Origin of the sequence: Rhizobium sp. YTU87027, assembly GCF_050644135.1 — a bacterium.
In the GTDB taxonomy this organism is placed as follows: Bacteria; Pseudomonadota; Alphaproteobacteria; order Rhizobiales; family Rhizobiaceae; genus Rhizobium.
In genome coordinates, this window is the sequence record NZ_CP098440.1 from 2,989,436 (window position 1) to 3,004,188 (window position 14,753).

Genomic DNA, 14,753 nt, shown 5'->3' on the forward strand with positions numbered 1-14,753 from the left:
CTGAAGAGTTTTGCGTGTTTGTGATGGCGGTCATTGAGACGGCGGAAAAGATGCTGCCTGCGGGTCTGCGCCCGGCGGGTAGTCGTATGCTGCGCTCACTCGCGACCGTCTTGACCGCGCGGGGCGACAAGGCCGCCGCGCAACGTATGGCGTTGACCGCTTTCTCGATCCGCATTGTCAGCGCCGCCCTCGCCTTTCTGTCGCAAATCGTCCTGGCGCGCCTGATGGGCGAATACGAGTATGGGATCTTTGTATTCGTCTGGGTCCTGATCGTCCTCTTCGGCGATCTTTCCTGCCTCGGCTTCCACACCGCCATCGTCCGCTTCCTGCCGCAATACAAGGCGGTCGGCTCTTTTGAGAAGATTCGTGGGCTGACCGGCACAGCCCGCATCTTCGGCTTGCTTTCCGGCACAGCCGCGCTTGCCATCGGCATGATCGCCCTGCAAGTCTTCCGCGACAGGCTCGAGAGCTACTACGTCGTGCCGATCTTCCTGGGACTGGTCGCCATGCCTATGATCGCCCTCGGCGATATTCTGGAGGGCACGTCGCGTGCCAACCACTGGCCGGTCATGGCGCTAAGCCCCGCCTACATCGTGCGGCCTCTTCTCATCATTCTTTTCATGTTGACTGCGATCAGCCTTGGTGCGCCGCGTACGGCGGTGACGGCGATGCAGGCCGCGCTCGCCGCCACCTATGTCACCGCCGTCGGACAGTACGTCGCAACTCTTCTGCGATTGCGCCGTCACTACAACGAAGGCCCGCGCGAGGTCGATTTTCTCGGCTGGCTCGGGGTCGCCTTCCCAATCTTCCTCATCGAGGGGGTCAGCTTCCTTTTGACCAATTCTGATGTGGTCGTAGTCGGCATCTTCCTCGAACCGCACGACGTCGCGATCTACTTCGCCGCCGCCAAAACGATGGCGCTGGTTCACTTCATCAATTTTTCGGTGAAGGCAGCCTCCGGCCCGCGCTTTTCAAGCCTGATTGCCGAGGGAACACGTCAGCAACTCGCCGTTGCCGCGATCGACGCTGCAAGATGGACGTTTTGGCCTGCACTCGCCATTGGGCTCGCCGTCGTCGCCGCCGGTCACTTTCTCCTCTCGCTGTTTGGCGGTGCTTTCACGGCCGGCTACATCGTGATGGCGATCCTGCTGGCGGGTATTCTCGCCAAGGCCCTGGTCGGCCCGGCGGAAACGCTGCTGATGATGGCGGGCAAACAGAACATGTGTGTTCTGCTCTACGCCGGAGCGCTGGCGGCGAATATCGGCCTCAACCTGCTCCTCATCCCCAGACTGGACATCGCGGGCGCGGCGATCGCCACGGCTTCGGCCATGGGCGTGGAAGCCATCCTCCTGCATTTTGCCGTCCGGCGCGCGCTTGGCATCGCGCTCTTCGCATTTGCCACGCCTCCCACGGCCAAGACAGACATGGAAGCTTGATAGAATGGCGCGCAATCCTCCAGCTACCGAAACGACCGACGTTACGACGAACCGCATGGTTCACGAGCTTGCGGCTCTGGATCTCGACACGCCACGGGCGGATGCGCGCATCGAGATCGGCCGACCGGGGCGCGAGCTCTGCCTCTATTCCGGCAGGCTGGGATACGAACTGCAGGAAGAACTCGACTTCCTGTCAAACCGTGCCATGGAACCGAACGTTTTCTTCACGGGACGCTTCCTCGCCCCGGCCATGCCGCGGCTTGACGACAGGCAGGTGAATTTCGCCCTATTGCGAGACCAGAGCGAATCCCGCAGCCGCATGCGCTTCCTGATGCCATTCTCCGTGGAAAAGCCAGGCTTCGCTGTTGGCCCCTCGATCGTGCGCGTATGGTCGAACAGCTTTGCACCGCTCGGCACACCGCTAATCGATGCCGAGGACGCCGGTGAGACGCTGGACAACCTCTACAATGGCCTGACACATCGCGATCTGCGCTTGCCGCCGATTCTGGTGTTGCCGGATATCAGGCTGAACGGCATCTTCGCACGCATGGCAAGGGCGGTGGCCATCGACCGCAACCTGCCGATCACCATCGCCAATCCTTATCAGCGCGCCATGCTGCAGAGCGACGAGGAAGCAGCCGCCTATCTGCGCGATGCGATTTCTTCATCGCATCTGAAGGAGATGCGCCGGCAATGGCGTCTGCTCGAGGAGCTGGGTACGGTGGTCTACAGCGTTGCCCGCCAGCCGCGCGACATCCACGTGCGCTTCGAGGAGTTCCTTGCGCTCGAGGCCGGCGGCTGGAAAGGCAAGAAACGCAGTGCGCTGGTGACGGATCGCTACCACACCGCCTTTGCCCGCGAGGCCGTTTCCAACCTCGCTGCCGTCGACGCCGTGCGTGTTCACACGATCGACCTAAATGGAAAGGCAATCGCCTCGATGGTGGTCTTGATGATGGGCGGCGACGCCTATACGTGGAAGACGGCCTATGACGAAGCCTATGCCCGCTATTCGCCAGGCAAGCTGCTGATGGGCGAGTTGACGGAATGGCACCTTGACGACGCCAACATCGTACGTTCCGACTCCTGCGCTATTCCAGATCACCCAATGATCAATCGCTTCTGGAAGGAGCGGGAGGATATGGGGACCATGGTGATCGGTCTCGATCAGAATGGCGACCGCGACGTGCGCCAGGTGGCGGCCCAGCTTCACATGTACAGCAGCACCCGCAACGTTGCGAAAATGCTGCGACAGAAGATCATGTCGCTCGCCCGGCGCGGCAAGTCTCCTCCGTGAGCTCCGCGCGCGGCAAACGTCTCAACCCGCGCTTGCCCGCTCTCTGAGAAGGCGGCGGATCACCTTGCCTGTTGTCGTGAGCGGCAGTTCCGAGACGAATTCCACCTCGCGCGGATATTCGTGCATCGAGAGCCGCATCTTCACCCACTCGCTGATATGGGAGGCCAATCGATCGCTTGGCTCGAACCCCGGCGCCAGCACGACATAGGCCTTGACGATCTCGGTACGAACGGGATCGGGTTTGCCGACGGCGGCGGCGAGCTGCACGGCCGGATGGCCGATGAGGCAATCCTCGATTTCCGCCGGCCCGATGCGATACCCTGCGGACGTGATGACGTCGTCATCCCGGCCGAAGAAAGTGACATAGCCGTCCGCATCCTGGCGCCCGATATCGCCCGTTAGCAGCCAGTCACCAACAAACTTCCGCTCAGTCGCCGCGCCATCGTTCCAATAGCCAAGGAACATCACCGGATCCGGCCGACGGATGGCGATCTGCCCAGTTTCACCAACGGGAAGCTCCTCCCCGGCTTCGCTGACGATGGCCACGCGATGCCCGGGCACCGGCCGACCGATCGCACCAGGACGGCTGATGCCGATCGCGGCGCTCGATGACAGCACGAAATTGCACTCCGTCTGCCCGTAGAACTCGTTAACGGCAATCCCAAGCGTCCGCTTGGCCCATTCCAGCGTTTCGGCGCCGAGCGACTCGCCCGCCGCGCCGATCGTGCGCAGCACGAGGTCGTACTTGGAACGTGGGTCGGGCACCACCTTCAGCAGCCGGAGCGCCGTCGGCGGGATGAAGCCGTTGCGCACCTTCATCTCGGCCATGATGCGATAGGCCATGTCGGCATCGAATTTCTGCGCCGGCGACGAGACGACGGGAACGCCGAGCAGCAGGCTTGGCAGCAGCGCATTCAGCAGGCCGCCAGCCCAGGCCCAGTCCGACGGCGTCCAGACCTTGTCGCCCGTCTGCGGGAAGCCCTCATGGGCGAATTGCATTCCCGGTATGTGCCCGGCCAGCACCTGATGGCCGTGCAGGGCGCCCTTCGGCGGACCGGTCGTTCCCGACGTGAAGATCATCAATGCCGGATCATGGGGCGCCGTCTTCGCAACCTCGAAGACCGGCGGATGGCCCGCCACCAGCGAGGCAAATGATCGTGCGCCTTGCCCATCGCCATCGACGCTGACGACCTCGGTCAGATCAGGGAGCCGACCACGGATTTGGCTGACGCGGTCCAGCCCGAATGTGTTGGTGACGACTGCGGAAGCGCCTGCCGTCCGCAGCCGGTATTCAAGCGCCTCGACACCGAAGAGCAGTGCCAGCGGCAGCGCGATCGCGCCCATCTTGTAGATCGCGACATGGGCGACGACCGTCTCGAAGGACTGAGGCAGAAGCAGCGCGACCCGATCGCCCTTCTTCACCCCCAACGACACCAAAGCATTGGCGAGCGACGACGAACGGTCCGCCAGCTCGCGATACGTCATCGAGAGGTGGTTGCCATCAGGACTGAAATGCTCAAGGCAAACACGCTCCGGCGCCCGCTCGGCCCAGTCGTCGCTGACCGCACGGCCAATATTGAAATCCTCCGGAATGTCCCACGCAAAATCGCGGTAAAGGTCTTCATAGCGATCGCGTTGCGGCAGTCTCATCGGCGGAAATCCAGTCAAATGCTGCAGCAGCTAACACCCGGAACTCCGTTTACGCAAGCGCGAGAGGCGAGGAGGGCCCGGATCGGTCACAAAACTTTTGTGTGAGTGACAGACACTTTCGTGTTTGCCGCGCTAGATCAAAGGGCGCGCTGGGTAGCGACTCGATGTTTGGAGCGATTTCATGGACTACGTCAAATTTGGCGGCACTGGCCTGGAAGTGTCGAAGATCTGCCTTGGCTGCATGACCTTCGGCGAGCCTGGCCGCGGCAACCACAGCTGGACGCTCGGTGAAGAGGACAGCCGTGTACTGATCAAGCAGGCACTGGATCTCGGTATCAATTTTCTCGACACCGCCAATACCTATTCGGATGGCTCCTCGGAGGAGATCGTCGGGCGGGCCATCAAGGATTTTTCAAAGCGCGACGAGATCGTACTCGCAACCAAGGTCTTCAACCGCATGCGGCCCGGCCCGAACGGCGCCGGCCTGTCGCGCAAGGCGATTTTCGACGAGATCGACAACAGCCTGCGTCGCCTCGGCACCGACTATGTCGACCTCTACCAGATCCACCGTTTCGACCAGACGACACCGATCGAGGAAACGCTGGAAGCGCTGCATGACGTCGTGAGGGCAGGCAAAGCGCGCTATATCGGCGCGTCTTCCATGTATGCTTGGCAGTTCGCCAAGATGCTCTACACCTCGCGCGCCAATGGCTGGACGCCCTTCGTCAGCATGCAGGATCACCTGAACCTGCTCTACCGGGAGGAAGAACGCGAAATGCTGCCCTTCTGCCTGGATCAGAAGATTGCCGTCATTCCCTGGAGCCCGCTCGCCCGCGGTCGGCTGACGCGTGACTGGGATGAGAAGACGACCCGCAGCGAGACAGACGAGTTCGGCAAGACGCTCTACAAGCAGGCGGAAGACGCCGACCGCACTATCATTGGCGTCGTCGGTAAGCTGGCCGAGAAACATGGTGTCTCCCGCGCCCAAATCGCGACGGCCTGGATCCTGCAGAAAAGCGCTGCGACGGCGCCGATCATCGGTGCGTCGAAAGCCAACCACCTGACCGACGCGGTTGCGTCACTCGCCGTCAAGCTGACACCGGACGATGTTGCCGCACTCGAGGAGCCTTACGTCCCCCACCACGTCGAAGGTTTCAAATAACGCGACCATTTGGAGATTCCCGGTCGCTTGCGTGACGCCGACGGCCAGCAACTCCCCTCAAGGATCTTGCCATGACGACCATTCCCTTCAAGGCACGCCGCTTTCAGTCCACGGCCGCCTATTACACGCGCTATCGCGTCCCCTATCCTGATGAACTCATCGAGCGGGTCGCTGAACGTGCGGGGCTCGCAGCCGGTGAACGGGTGCTTGACCTCGGCTGCGGGCCGGGTCAACTCGGCATCGCCTTTGCGCGACTCGCCGGCGCTGACGTCACGGGGCTCGATCCCGAGCCGGAAATGCTGGAAGCTGCACGTACCGATGCGGCCGCTGCTGGTGTCGATGTCACATTCACCAAAGGGTCGTCATACGATCTCGGTCCGCACTTCGCGCCGCTCAAGATGACGGTCATGGGGCGCTCCTTCCATTGGATGGATCGCCCGGCAACGCTGAAGGCTCTCGACGAGATTACCGTTCCCGACGGCTGCGTCGTGCTGTTCGGCGACCGCCACATCTCCTCGACGCCGGATTGGCGACAAGCGGTTAACAAGCTCGCCGAAACCTTCGCCCCGGAGCGCAATGCCGATCGCGAACGGCGGAAGGGGCCGGATTGGGTCGAGCATGAAAGCATCCTGCTTCGCTCGCCGTTCAGCGATCTGGAAAGGATCTCGGCTATAAGGGAACGCAAGCTCAGCCTCGACGATATCGTCGGTCGCGCCTTCTCAACCTCGGTGACATCGCCCCAGGCGCTCGGCGAAAGAGCAATTGCCTTCGAGGCGGACCTTCGCGACACCCTCCTCAAGCTTTCGCCCGAGGGCACCTTCACTGAGGTGGTGGAAATCGGCGGTCTGATCGCTCGTCGAGGCTAACCGTCAGTTCTGTTCGCAAGGGAAAGCACATCGCGCGTCGTATAGAGAAAGTTATCGGAGAGCTCGCGACTCTCGACGGCGCGCGCCAGGATCACCGCACCCATCATCGCCGAAAGCGTCGCAAACCCCTTCTCGCGGCGCTCTTCTGGAGTTTCGCCGCGAACGATCTCGCAGAGAATATCGACAAGCATCGAAAGCCCGTCATTGAAGGTTTCGCGCACTGCCCCGCGGCTTCGGCTGACCTCCTGGGCAAGCGAGGCAAAGACGCAACTCCCGCCCGGATCATCGACGCTGCAACGCGACAGATAATGATTGAGCAGCGCGTCGAGGGGTCCTTCCGGCGCCGAAGCGATGATCTCATTCCAGCGGATCTTCACCTTTTCGATCAGCGCGCGGCTCACTTCCAGCGCCAGTTCTTCCTTGGATTCGAAATGCCCGTAGAAGCCGCCATGCGTCATTCCGGCGGCCTTCATGATCTCGGCGACGCCGATGCCGTCGAAGCCTTTTTCCCGAAACAGCACGCCTGCGACCTGCAGGATCTTCTCGCGATTTTCGGCAAATTTCTCTCGGCTGACCCGCATTCATTTCTCCGCAATTAGCAGCTTGACAATTTATATGACGTCCATCATCAATACGCAACAATTATGATGACCATCATCTAAAAGCTTCCGATAGTCTCCGACAACCTCAAGACGGGACGGCCACATGGTATCGACTGCACTTGCCTCATCGCTGGCGCGACGCAACATCCACTATGGATGGGTGGTCGTCGCGGCAACCTTCCTGACCATGCTGGTGACAGCCGGCGCGATGGGCGCCCCGGGCGTCCTGATCAAGCCGCTTCAGGACGAGTTCGGCTGGGAAACCTCACAGATATCCTCCGCGCTTGCCGTGCGCCTGCTTCTCTTCGGGCTGATGGGACCGTTCTCGGCGGCCTTCATGAACTATTTCGGCATTCGCAAGGTCATCGTCTTCGCCATGGCCCTGATCGGCAGCGGCTTCGTCGGTTCTCTGTTCATGACTGAGCTCTGGCAGCTGCTGCTGCTCTGGGGCGTCGTCGTCGGCTTCGGCACGGGGCTGACCGCCATGGTGCTCGCGGCGACCGTATCGGCCCGCTGGTTCACCAAGCACCGGGGCCTGGTGGTGGGCATGCTGTCGGCGAGCTCAGCCACCGGCCAGCTGGTCTTCCTGCCGCTCATGGCAGAACTGACCGAACGCCACGGATGGCGCGGAACGGTCTTTTTCGTCTGTGGCATGATCATGCTTGCCGCTCTTCTGGTGCTGGCCTTCATGCGCGACCGCCCCTCCGACCTCAATCTGCCGGCCTTCGGTGATGAACAGGTCACGCCGCACGTGCCGCCGCAGGGGGGCCTGTTGGCAATGCTGGCAACCCCGATCACGGTTCTCAAGGAAATCTCCGGCACGTCGACCTTCTGGATTCTCTTCGCCACCTTCTTCATCTGCGGCCTCAGTACCAACGGCCTGATCCAGACGCATTTCGTCACCCTCTGCGGCGACTTCGGCATCGTCCCGGTCGCTGCCGCGAGCGTCCTTGCCGTCATGGGCATTTTCGATTTCTTCGGCACGATCGGCTCCGGCTGGCTTTCGGACCGCTTCGACAATCGCTGGCTGCTCTTCTGGTACTATGGCCTGCGTGGCCTCTCTCTGCTCTTCCTGCCCTTCAGCAACTTCAGCTTCTATGGCCTGTCGATCTTCGCCGTCTTCTACGGCCTCGACTGGATCGCCACCGTGCCGCCAACCGTCAAGATCGCCGCCGATCGTTTTGGTCGCGAAAAGGCCGGCCTCGTCTTCGGCTGGGTCTTCGCCGGGCACCAGCTCGGAGCCGCAACAGCGGCCTACGGCGCCGGCTGGTCGCGCACGGAACTGCAGAGCTATCTGCCCGCCTTCTTCATCGCCGGAGCCTTCTGCCTGCTCGCCTCGATCCTCGCGATCACGCTGAAGAAGTCCGGCGTCCATCAGCCCGCCGCCGCCGGCGCGCATTGACACAGCTTCCGGCCGCAGGCCGGAAACTCCAATAAATCAAGCCGAGAACTTCGCCCGCCGTCTTGCGCGCGCGGGCGAACGCATGCTAGACAGCCGACCGTCGGTATCCGTTGCCCCATTGGCGGAATTGGTAGACGCGCTCGACTCAAAATCGAGTTTCGAAAGAAGTGCTGGTTCGACCCCGGCATGGGGCACCAAAAATCTCGAACTAGCCAAATACTTGACCGTGATTTGAACGACTTTGGCTTCCCATCTGCTGCAGCAAGACATGGGCTACTTCCGCGCGAGCTCAGCTTGTGCGATAATAAACCACAGTCTGCATTTACTGAAAAATTTTGCGTGAAAGAATGACGGCACGGCGTGCCGGCATGGGGGCGAGGCTGCCCTGACGTCGTCGGTTCTGTCATGAAGTACCTGAAGGACAACGGGCTCGAGAACAACACGATCCTTGCCTTCTCCACTGACAACGGCACCGAGACCTTCACTTGGGTCGACGGCGGGCAGACCCCGTTTGCGGGTGGCAAGGGAACTGTCATGGAAGGCGGCTTCCGCGTGCCGATGATCATCCGCTGGCCCGGTCACGTACCGGCAGGGAAAGTGGAGAATCCGATTGTCTCAGGGCTGGATTGGTTCCCCACTTTCGTCGCAGCGGCCGGCAATCCGAACATCGTCGGCGAGCTCCAGAAGGGCAAGCAGATCGGTGATCAAACTTACAAGGTGCATCTTGATGGTAATGACCAGACCGACCTGATCACTAGCAAGGGCCCGTCGCAACGGCATGTAGTCTTCTATTTTGCCGAGTCCACTCTAGGTGCGGTGCGCATCGACGACTTCAAGTACCGGCTCACCGATCAGCCGAATGGCTGGTTTGGCGCCACGGTCAAGCTTGACTGGCCAATCCTCGTTAACATCCGCTTGGACCCGTTCGAGCGCACGGGCCTCGGCCAGTCGCTCTTCGCGAAGGACTGGTGGGCTTACGAGTTCTGGCGCTACGTCTTCCTGCAGCAGGAAATGGGGAAGGCCGCCCAGACCTTCCTTGAGTTCCCGCCCATGCAAAAAGGCGCAAGCTTCAATCTGGAGGCTCTGAAAGAGGAGTTGGACAAGAAGATGGCCAGTCAAGCGGCACGGTAACAGACGCTCGCGCGCACTAAATCGAGGCGGACGCCCTTGTGGCGGCCGCTCCGGTACCGAGCAACCAGTGACTCCGCCGGCAAAAGCTCCTTTCGCTCTCTGCAAGAATGGCAGCGTCCTGCTGCACCCTCAGTGGAAGCTCCCCGCAAAGACGATGCCCAGGGAGATAAAGATCACCGCCCCGACAAGCCCCATAAGCTTGCCGGTGGCACCGGCGACTTGAACGCCTGCCGCATCCACCTTGAGCGCCAGATACAGGGGAAAGGCCACGAAGAAGATCGAGATCCACTTCGGACGCATCATGGTCGCGTCGACGGCAAGCATGATTGCGAAGACCAGGAACATGCTAATAGCGAGCATCCAGCCGATCACTCGGGTCCATTCGCTGCTCGCGACGAAGATTGCGCGGATGTGACCACGATAGACGACGGCAAGGATCGCCACCGTCAAGGCGGAGCATTTGACGATCGATGCCAAAAGCTGCCAGGTGGCCAACAGCTGGATAGGAGCTGCGTGGCTCGCCACTCCCTGCATCTTGCTCACCGTGTCGCCGGCCGCCGCATCCAGATGGGTCAAAGCCCAGTAGACATGCGGCCCAGCGACGACGAGGCCCACCGCGATGGTGGCCGCCAGCCGCCAGTTGAGGACCAAGCGCCGCATACTGGGTTCGAGCAGGAGCGCGACAACGGTCGAGACGGGGATGATCGCAAAATTGTACTTCGCAAGGAATCCGATACCGGCCGCTGCTCCGAGAAGCGCGTAATTGCCGGTCGATGCGCGCTCGTCCATTCGTGCCAGCACGTATAGGAAGAATGCAACGGCCGCGAAGGCACCAATGCTGTGGGTCAGATCCCGCTGCGCAAGCAGAAAGACAGCAGGTAGGCTCAGCAGACCGAGAACCGCAATCCAGACGGTATTTCGTGCTCCCACCAATTTTTGGGTTGCCAGCCCGAGAAACACGCAGCTCACCAGCAGCGTAGCATTCTTCAGGAATGCGAGCGTGTCCACCGACACGCCGAAGACCTTGCCAAAACAGTAGAACAGCCAGTTGTAGAGCGGCGGCTGATCGCCGTAGCCCAGTTGCAAGGCATGCGCGAGCCTGATCTGCTCGGCCTCATCGGACCCGAGATCGCCACCGCGAAGGAGCCTGAGGGCAAAGCTTGCCGTGAAGTACGTCGCCAATAATAGGACAGGCAGAAGCGCGTCTAGCCGCGCAGCGCGTGGCGCGGAGACGTATGAACCATCGGTAGTATCAGTCAATTCGTCCCCACGATCGGCTTGAGCGGATCTTCACCGACCGGAACATGCAATTCTTCTGATGGACTGTATAGCGGCTCACCCACCATTTCAGGCACTTGCCAGCACCGTTCCGAAGAAGTGTGTTGCCTCAACGCAACGCTTACGCAACCGGCATTCGCAGCATTGCTGCCTCAATTGGGCTCTACCCAGCAATTGGGCGGCCGCAGCAAATCAACTGTTTAATTTCTCGAGCGTTTCGGCCAAACTGCGCCCGCCAAGAGGGAAAGTGCACGCGTGCATCAGGAAGTCTCGCTTATTGCCACAGTTGCCGTCAGTTTCGTCTTTGCGGCGATACTCGGCTATATCGCCGACCGGCTGCGGCTGCCGCCGCTTGTCGGATACTTGCTGGCGGGTATCGCCATGGGGCCCATGACACCCGGCTTCGTCGCCGATGCTGGGCTCGCCAGTCAATTAGCGGAGATGGGCGTCATCCTGCTGATGTTCGGCGTTGGCTTGCATTTTTCCACCGCCGATCTACTCGCGGTGCGCGGCATCGCCGTGCCCGGCGCAATCGCACGCATCGTTATCGTTACCCTGCTCGGTGTCGTCCTCGTCAAATGGTGGGGCTGGGGGCTTGGCGCGGGGATCGTCTTCGGCCTCAGCCTGTCAGTAGCAAGCACGGTTGTACTGTTGAAAGCCTTGGAGGAGCGGAATCTGCTCAACTCGGCCAGCGGCCGCGTGGCCGTTGGCTGGTTGATCGTCGAAGACCTTGCCACGGTCCTGGCATTGGTGCTTCTGCCCGCCGTCGCCGAATTGCTTGGGGGCCATGCCGCCGGCGGCGGCCTTGCACAAAGCGTCGGGCTGCCGCTTCCAGTGACCATTGCCCTGACGCTTCTGAAGGTCGGCGCGTTTGCGGTCATGGCGGTCTTTCTCGGACCAAAGATCGTTCCCTGGCTCTTGACGCTGGTCGCCCGAACCGGTTCACGCGAACTCTTCACCCTGACGGTCCTCGCCATTGCGCTCGGCATCGCGTTCGGGTCGGCGAAAATCTTCGGCGTCTCCTTCGCTCTCGGCGCCTTTTTCGCCGGCGTCGTGATGAGTGAATCCAATCTCAGCCATCGGGCGGCTGCCGATTCGCTACCGCTGCAGAACGCCTTCTCGGTGCTATTCTTCGTATCCGTCGGCATGCTGTTTGATCCTTCGATCCTGGTGCGCCAGCCGATGGCCGTGATCAGCGCGCTGGCGCTGATCATCGTCGGCAAGACCATCATCTCCTTCCTCATCGTGGTCATGCTCCGCTATCCGATCGGAATGGCGCTGACCGTCTCAGGCGGACTGGCACAGATCGGCGAATTCTCGTTCATTCTTGCAAGTCTCGGCATTTCTCTCGGGCTACTGCCGAATGACGGGCAGGATATCATCCTCGCGTCCGCCATTATTTCGATCACCCTCAATCCACTTGTCTGCATGGGTGCCGAAGCGCTGCACACCCAGGTCCACGCCAGATGGCCGACGCTCAGCAATCACTTCGGTCGCCGCCGGCATGAGATACTCGGCCGCGAACTTGAGAAGATCCGGGCGGTCAACGAGGCGCGCGAGCGCAAGCACCAGCTCGAGATGCAGGAGCTTATCGAAACCTTCCCATTGTTTGCAAAGGTAGACGAAGATTCTCAGGAGGAATTGCTGCTCCTCTTCCGGCCGAAATCCGCCTTGCCCGGCGAGCGTGTTGTCCGCAAGGGCGACCGAGGCGATGGCATGTATTTCCTATCATCAGGCGCTGTGGAGGTGCAATTGCCCGGCGGACCGATCCGGCTGGAGCCCGGTGCGTTTTTCGGCGAGATGGCGCTGCTCAGCGGCGGGCGCCGCACCGCGGACGTCGTCGCTGTGGATTTCTGCCAGTTCTTTGTGCTGGAAAGGCGCGATTTCAACATGTTCACCGCAAAGCATCCCGTTTTGCGCCATGCCGTCAGCGAAATGGCGCGCGAGCGAACGGAAATGAACGTCATGCGGCAAAGGCACAACCAGCCTTCCAGCGTCGCCTCGTGAGCGCCGCGCTCAGTTTGATCACGAAGATTTTTTTGGCGCGTCACCCTACGAACGACACAGCGACCATTTACAGCCGCACCGACGCCCCATAAAGCTCATGCGCTCGACGCGAAAGGATTGGAATGCTCCGCAGACTCTACGACTGGACCATGTCTCTCGCGGGCCGGAAATCGGCCGAAGTCTGGCTCGCCGTTATCGCCTTCGTCGAAAGTTCCATCTTTCTTGTTCCCGCCGACGTTCTCTACCTGCCGATGGCGCTCGCAAAGCCGGAGCGCGCCTACCGCTACGCGCTGGTCGCGACGGTCGCGTCCGTCCTCGGTGGCATCGCCGGGTGGATGCTCGGCTACTACGCCTATGACGCGATTGCCCGTCCGATTCTGGAATTCTACGGAAAGCTCGATGCCTTCGAGCAGCTCCGGCTCTATATCCACGACGAGTGGGAAATCCTGCTGCTGCTGCTCGTCACCTCAGGCCTGGCACACCTGCCGCCGATCAAGGTGGTGACGATCCTCGCCGGCGTCATTCACATGAATCTCGGCTTCTTCATTATCTCGGCGATTGTGGCCCGCGGCGCGCGCTTCTTCTTCCTCGCGTGGCTGCTGCGCCGTTACGGTGAGTCGATCCGCCATTTCATCGAAAAACGTCTCGGGCAGATAGCGGGCATTATTGCCGCCGTCGCCATCGCCCTCGGGATTGCCTATAAACTACTTGCCCATTGAGCCATTTGCGCGGAGTCTGTTCATGCCTGCCTCGTTTTCCCTTGCTCGCCCGGTCGTCGGTTATTCGCTGGTGCTCGCCCTCGGCATGGCGGTCGTGGTCGGCACCGCACTCGGCTTCCAGTATCTTGGCGGCTACATCCCCTGCGCGCTCTGCCTGCTGCAGCGCCAGCCCTATTACTATGGCATTCCGATCGCGATCCTCGGCGCGGTCGCTTCCGCGGTCGGCCTTCCCAGCTGGATTGGTCGTGCATTTCTGCTCGCCGCCGGCATCCTGATGGTCGTTGGCGCCGGCATGGGCGTCTATCATGCCGGTGTCGAGTGGCATTTCTGGGAAGGGCCAGCCACCTGCTCCACAACAGCCGGCAGCATGACACAAAATGCCGGCGACCTGCTGAGCGAATTGAACAGCATCAAGGGGCCGTCCTGCACCGACGCAGCGCTGCGCGTCCTCGGCCTCTCCTTCGCCGGCTGGAACGTGATCACAAGCGTCGTCCTGGCGGCCTTCGCCTTCATCGGCGTCCGCAAGACGGCCTGAGCCTGACGAATGGCGGCCTGATCAGGGCTGCAGTTCGCTATCCCAGTAAAGATAGTCGAGCCAGCTGTCGTGCAGGTAGTTCGGCGGGAAAAGCCGACCATTATTGTGCAGGTCCTGCACCGTCGGCTGGTAGGGCTTCTGATTCGGGAACATGCCAGCCTGCTTGGGCAGCTTGCTGCCCTTTCTGAGATTGCAGGGAGAGCAGGCTGCAACGACGTTTTCCCATGTCGTCTCGCCGCCATGCGCGCGCGGAATGACATGGTCGAAGGTCAGATCGTCATGCTCGCCGCAATACTGGCATTCGAACTTGTCACGCAGGAACACGTTGAAGCGGGTAAAAGCCGGATTGCGGGAAGGCTGGACGTATGTCTTGAGGCAGACGACACTTGGAAGCCGCATCGAGAAGCTCGGTGAAGACACCGAATGTTCGTATTCAGCAATGATATTCACACGGTCGAGAAACACCGCCTTGATCGCGTCCTGCCAGGACCACAGCGACAAGGGGTAGTAACTCAGGGGCCTATAGTCAGCGTTCAGGACGAGCGCTGGCAGGGCCTGTGGGGAGACTGCAATCGTCAAGGGACTCTCCTGATCGATTCGGCATCTGCACCCTTATATTAGGCCGGTTGTGACGGCATTGTGAAGTCTAATAAATTCAGGCATCAATCCTG

General features: G+C 61.0%; 12 protein-coding genes, 1 tRNA gene and 1 pseudogene. 10 read left to right on the forward strand and 4 right to left on the reverse strand.

Going from position 1 to position 14,753, the window contains the following annotated elements:
- Positions 1-23 precede the first annotated feature (23 nt).
- Together NBG89_RS14805 and NBG89_RS14810 are read left to right on the forward strand one after the other, a co-directional pair.
- Positions 24-1,436, forward strand: a complete 1,413-nt coding sequence (locus NBG89_RS14805; RefSeq protein WP_431322700.1) for a lipopolysaccharide biosynthesis protein — start codon at positions 24-26, stop codon at positions 1,434-1,436.
- 4 nt (positions 1,437-1,440) lie between these two features.
- Positions 1,441-2,730 carry a GNAT family N-acetyltransferase gene (locus tag NBG89_RS14810; protein WP_431320575.1) on the forward strand — a complete coding sequence of 430 codons (1,290 nt, stop codon included), beginning with the start codon at positions 1,441-1,443 and terminating at the stop codon, positions 2,728-2,730.
- A gap of 21 nt (positions 2,731-2,751) precedes the next feature.
- On the opposite strand, the gene NBG89_RS14815 is transcribed toward NBG89_RS14810, so the two are convergent.
- A complete protein-coding gene (locus NBG89_RS14815; RefSeq protein WP_431320576.1) occupies positions 2,752-4,380 on the reverse strand; it encodes an AMP-binding protein in 1,629 nt (542 codons plus the stop codon).
- A gap of 181 nt (positions 4,381-4,561) precedes the next feature.
- Here NBG89_RS14815 and NBG89_RS14820 point away from each other — a divergent pair, with 181 nt between their 5' ends.
- Together NBG89_RS14820 and NBG89_RS14825 are read left to right on the forward strand one after the other, a co-directional pair.
- The gene (locus NBG89_RS14820; protein WP_431320577.1) at positions 4,562-5,542 is read left to right on the forward strand and encodes an aldo/keto reductase; all 981 of its coding nucleotides are present in this window, start codon (positions 4,562-4,564) and stop codon (positions 5,540-5,542) included.
- A 71-nt stretch (positions 5,543-5,613) separates the two neighbouring features.
- The gene (locus NBG89_RS14825) at positions 5,614-6,408 is read left to right on the forward strand and encodes a class I SAM-dependent methyltransferase (RefSeq protein ID WP_431320578.1); all 795 of its coding nucleotides are present in this window, start codon (positions 5,614-5,616) and stop codon (positions 6,406-6,408) included.
- Here the strand turns inward: NBG89_RS14825 and NBG89_RS14830 are convergent.
- Positions 6,405-6,989: a TetR/AcrR family transcriptional regulator gene (locus tag NBG89_RS14830; protein ID WP_431320579.1), complete on the reverse strand. Its 585-nt coding sequence runs from the start codon at positions 6,987-6,989 to the stop codon at positions 6,405-6,407. The genes NBG89_RS14825 and NBG89_RS14830 overlap by 4 nt on opposite strands.
- 124 nt (positions 6,990-7,113) lie before the next feature.
- On the opposite strand from NBG89_RS14830, the gene NBG89_RS14835 reads away from it, so the two are divergent.
- The 3 genes and pseudogenes from NBG89_RS14835 to NBG89_RS14845 form a co-directional block, all read left to right on the forward strand.
- On the forward strand, positions 7,114-8,412 hold the full coding sequence (locus NBG89_RS14835; RefSeq protein WP_431320580.1) for an MFS transporter: 1,299 nt from the start codon (positions 7,114-7,116) through the stop codon (positions 8,410-8,412).
- Positions 8,413-8,524: 112 nt separating this feature from the next.
- A tRNA-Leu gene (locus tag NBG89_RS14840) sits at positions 8,525-8,609 on the forward strand.
- Between the two features lie 190 nt (positions 8,610-8,799).
- Positions 8,800-9,543: pseudogene (locus tag NBG89_RS14845) on the forward strand (sulfatase-like hydrolase/transferase); the annotation flags it as partial.
- A 129-nt stretch (positions 9,544-9,672) separates the two neighbouring features.
- Here the strand turns inward: NBG89_RS14845 and NBG89_RS14850 are convergent.
- Complete coding sequence (locus NBG89_RS14850) at positions 9,673-10,803, reverse strand: ArnT family glycosyltransferase (RefSeq protein ID WP_431320581.1); 1,131 nt, start codon at positions 10,801-10,803, stop codon at positions 9,673-9,675.
- A gap of 273 nt (positions 10,804-11,076) precedes the next feature.
- On the opposite strand from NBG89_RS14850, the gene NBG89_RS14855 reads away from it, so the two are divergent.
- The 3 genes from NBG89_RS14855 to NBG89_RS14865 all read left to right on the forward strand — a co-directional run bounded on the left by NBG89_RS14855 (position 11,077) and on the right by NBG89_RS14865 (position 14,082).
- Entirely contained in the window at positions 11,077-12,828 is a 1,752-nt protein-coding gene (locus NBG89_RS14855) for a cation:proton antiporter (protein WP_431320582.1), read from the forward strand.
- Positions 12,829-12,950: 122 nt separating this feature from the next.
- Positions 12,951-13,547 carry a YqaA family protein gene (locus NBG89_RS14860; protein ID WP_431320583.1) on the forward strand — a complete coding sequence of 199 codons (597 nt, stop codon included), beginning with the start codon at positions 12,951-12,953 and terminating at the stop codon, positions 13,545-13,547.
- Between the two features lie 22 nt (positions 13,548-13,569).
- Positions 13,570-14,082 carry a disulfide bond formation protein B gene (locus NBG89_RS14865; protein WP_431320584.1) on the forward strand — a complete coding sequence of 171 codons (513 nt, stop codon included), beginning with the start codon at positions 13,570-13,572 and terminating at the stop codon, positions 14,080-14,082.
- A 21-nt stretch (positions 14,083-14,103) separates the two neighbouring features.
- Here the strand turns inward: NBG89_RS14865 and NBG89_RS14870 are convergent, their stop codons facing one another.
- Positions 14,104-14,661, reverse strand: a complete 558-nt coding sequence (locus NBG89_RS14870; RefSeq protein ID WP_007527985.1) for an HNH endonuclease — start codon at positions 14,659-14,661, stop codon at positions 14,104-14,106.
- Between the last annotated feature and the right edge of the window lie 92 nt (positions 14,662-14,753).

Coding starts and splice junctions, on each gene's coding strand:
- NBG89_RS14805 (WP_431322700.1), top strand. CDS start 24: ATGGCGGTCATTGAGACGGCGGAAAAGATGCTGCCTGCGGGTCTGCGC.
- NBG89_RS14810 (WP_431320575.1), top strand. CDS start 1,441: ATGGCGCGCAATCCTCCAGCTACCGAAACGACCGACGTTACGACGAAC.
- NBG89_RS14815 (WP_431320576.1), bottom strand. CDS start 4,380: ATGAGACTGCCGCAACGCGATCGCTATGAAGACCTTTACCGCGATTTT.
- NBG89_RS14820 (WP_431320577.1), top strand. CDS start 4,562: ATGGACTACGTCAAATTTGGCGGCACTGGCCTGGAAGTGTCGAAGATC.
- NBG89_RS14825 (WP_431320578.1), top strand. CDS start 5,614: ATGACGACCATTCCCTTCAAGGCACGCCGCTTTCAGTCCACGGCCGCC.
- NBG89_RS14830 (WP_431320579.1), bottom strand. CDS start 6,989: ATGCGGGTCAGCCGAGAGAAATTTGCCGAAAATCGCGAGAAGATCCTG.
- NBG89_RS14835 (WP_431320580.1), top strand. CDS start 7,114: ATGGTATCGACTGCACTTGCCTCATCGCTGGCGCGACGCAACATCCAC.
- NBG89_RS14860 (WP_431320583.1), top strand. CDS start 12,951: ATGCTCCGCAGACTCTACGACTGGACCATGTCTCTCGCGGGCCGGAAA.
- NBG89_RS14865 (WP_431320584.1), top strand. CDS start 13,570: ATGCCTGCCTCGTTTTCCCTTGCTCGCCCGGTCGTCGGTTATTCGCTG.